The 2,942-nt window shown below is 44.1% G+C and carries 1 protein-coding gene; it reads right to left on the minus strand.

The window, feature by feature from the left end; all coding sequences use genetic code 11:
* Nucleotides 1-184: 184 nt before the first annotated feature.
* On the minus strand, nt 185-2,278 hold the full coding sequence (locus AKL28_RS23220; protein WP_082221654.1) for a translation initiation factor IF-2 N-terminal domain-containing protein: 2,094 nt from the start codon (nt 2,276-2,278) through the stop codon (nt 185-187).
* Between the last annotated feature and the right edge of the window lie 664 nt (nt 2,279-2,942).

Here is a 2,942-nt window from a genome sequence, read left to right on the forward strand (position 1 = left end):
GTGGAACGGTTGATCGCATTGCTTGAGGCCAGAAAATAAACTCAGCTAAGCGCCACTGCTAGGCTGAGTTACGCTCGATGACTCTAGATTGTTGAATTGCGTCCAAAACTGAACATTAAGGGCCTAAATTTCATCCAATTCTGACTCATGCTGATCTTGAAAAGTAACCTTCAAAAGACCCGCTCTAATTCAATATCTTCTCGAGAATGGATTTAAGGCTGGGCGCCATAGCAAAGTCCCGAGGAATAAAAAATCTATCAAGCTGTTTTTCGTCGTATTTATTTTCTTTCACTATTGTCTTTAGCGCTTTATGGAGTGTTTTTCCCAAAATCGTTCCAGCGGAGATTTCCCCACATTCTTTCCAAAGTGTTTCAGAGAGCGGGCTACCTCCATTTTCATGAAGTAAGCGGTTAATAATTTTACGTTTTTCTAGGAAGAGTTCTTTTGTCTTGCTGCAATTTTTGATTGCTGCAGCAATCCAGCTATCCGCTGTGTCTTTAGATATATTGAAGACAGCTGCTAGATATTCCGGCTGACAAAAGTATGCTTCAACATCCACATGGTCAGTGATCCAAGTGAATGTATCTTTTGCAGAATAGCGCTTGCTCCAAAGCTCACCTTCATCCTCGGTCATAAAATCGCGGTCTCGGTGGATCAACGCTTTTATGCCAAATGAATTCTCGTTTAATAGGCCCTTCAACAGCGCATTTTTCGGTAAATTATCTATCCCAAAGCATCGGCATATTGTGAGTTGGCGGTAGAGTTGAGGCCACTGGCGTAGTATCGACCGGATTGCCAGATCATCTTCGTCTTCGACAAAAAACAGTATTTTCTTATCGAGGCCTCCCCAGCCAAGAAGTGCGCGAATCGAGTCTTCCTCTTGTTCGACTACTTTCCCTTCATTGACCCATACCAAGTTAGTGCTGGGGGATGCTGCGCGGACAATATGAGGGCTGTGTGTCGTCAAGATAACTTGAACATGAAATTCCGCGGCTGCTTGCTCAAGGGCTTCTATCAGGCGTTCTTGTTTGTCGGGATGTAAGTGTGCATCGGGCTCGTCAATTAAAAGCAGCTTGGGGCGGAAGAGAATCAGATATGCAAATATTTGCACAACTTGTAGCACGCCGGTGGCAGCGGCTTCTAGAGGGCGTTTAGTTCCCGCGAGAAGACGATCATCAAAGAGAGCTTGAATATTGATATCTTCCCGATCGTTGAAACTGACCTCCAATTGAACGTCAGGATGAATGATCTGTATCAGCTCATTTAATTTGCTAACTCGCTGTCTAGCCAGTTCGTTGTCTTGCTCGCCCGCTTGCCTACTTGCTATATTAAAAAGTACATTTCGCAGAACTCCTCCCGCGTCACCGCTCGCGGCTCTTCGCCGTAGTAATGGTTGGACTAGAATGGTTTCAGCCTCTGAAAGTCCGGCCAATCCAGGAATGTACGCAGTGATGACTTCTTCACGCTGTTTGAAAGGTGTGACCGCTGTTCCGCCCTCTATATGTACAGATATTCCACTGCGATTTCGCGCCGCCCAAATTTTGATATTTGCGGCAGCAGTAGCGCCATCTTCAGCGGGGCCGTGATTAAAGACGACAGACGTTGGGGGGGTACCTCTATCGGATGAGAGTTCTTTCTTGTGGGCCGTCTTTAGAGGCTCGCTCGATGGGGAGTAGTCCAGTCGATCAAAAGCGATAACTTCATTTTGATTCTTTGGCGGAATATAGCTGGCTGCCCGTGCGACCCAATGAATTGCCTGAAGCACGGATGATTTTCCTGAACCATTGGGCCCCACCATTACAGTCACGTCTGCTAGGGATAATTTAAGTGAATCAATCGCCTTGAAGTTTTTTATTTCAACAGATTGAAGTTTTTGCCACCGAATATTCTTAGTCGATTTTGGATCCGGTAAAAGGCCAAGATTTTCAATGGAAACATCGGTAACACTTGGTTCGTTCAATGTAAGTTCAAGAGCCGTCTTACTTCCGTCTTGCTCCACATAAAATTTATTCTTCTGACGGTCTATCTCGACGTGTCTCGGCTTCGGTGATGTATTTGGAGAAGTGTTCTCCTTTCGGACCAGCGTAATTTTCTTCTTTTCTCCGTTTTGAGATGCACCGCGAGTCCTGCGTAAGTGCTCCAGCAGTTGATCCTTATCTTCACGAGTGATCTGCTCGGATGCAGATTTTTTTTCGACTCCTGCTGAACTTAGCTGCGACAACAACAGATCTGCCGGCATTTTCAGTTCCAGAGCAAATTGCGCGACTGTAGTACTCATTACTTTTTTTCCTATGCTTTGTACTACGCAGCTACTGATGGCTGTGATTTATTTATAAAATTTCGAAAAAATAGTGTGGCGTAATGTGAGAAGAAGCTTTCCTGATTTATTTATTCAACGCATCTGCCCGATTTCCAACTTAACTACAGTGCCTGGCCTGCGTGCACGGGTACCCAACCACTTCAAGAATTTCTATTCATTAAGTTTGCTAGCGATGATTTCAATGTTTCATTCTTGGAAACATCGCTTGATTTTCCAGTGGTTCAAAATGTCGCCAACTTCTTTAAGATCGATCATTGTTAAAGAGATAATTACCAAAAAAAACAATTAAGGTGCAACATTTGCTGATCTAAATTATTGCAGAGTTTCAAACTCTACTTAATTATCTGTCAAATTGCTGACAACCTGATTTAAGCAGGTTGAAAAAAATCGAGCCCGCTATTTATATAGCGTGCTGTGACGGTCCTCGTTCTATCTGCTTGTTGAATTGGAGGGGGCGATGGACGCTACTGAGATATTGGATCGCAGATGTAACGGTGTAACGCTTGTTACACCGTTACACCGGTTGATTCCAAGAATGGGATTTATCTCGCGATCAATTTCCATGTGGAAAACAATCGTTGTTGCGATGATGAAACTATGTATGAACGACAAGGGGTAATAA

Source organism: Herbaspirillum chlorophenolicum (genome assembly GCF_001189955.1).
Taxonomy (GTDB): domain Bacteria; phylum Pseudomonadota; class Gammaproteobacteria; order Burkholderiales; family Burkholderiaceae_D; genus Herbaspirillum; species Herbaspirillum chlorophenolicum.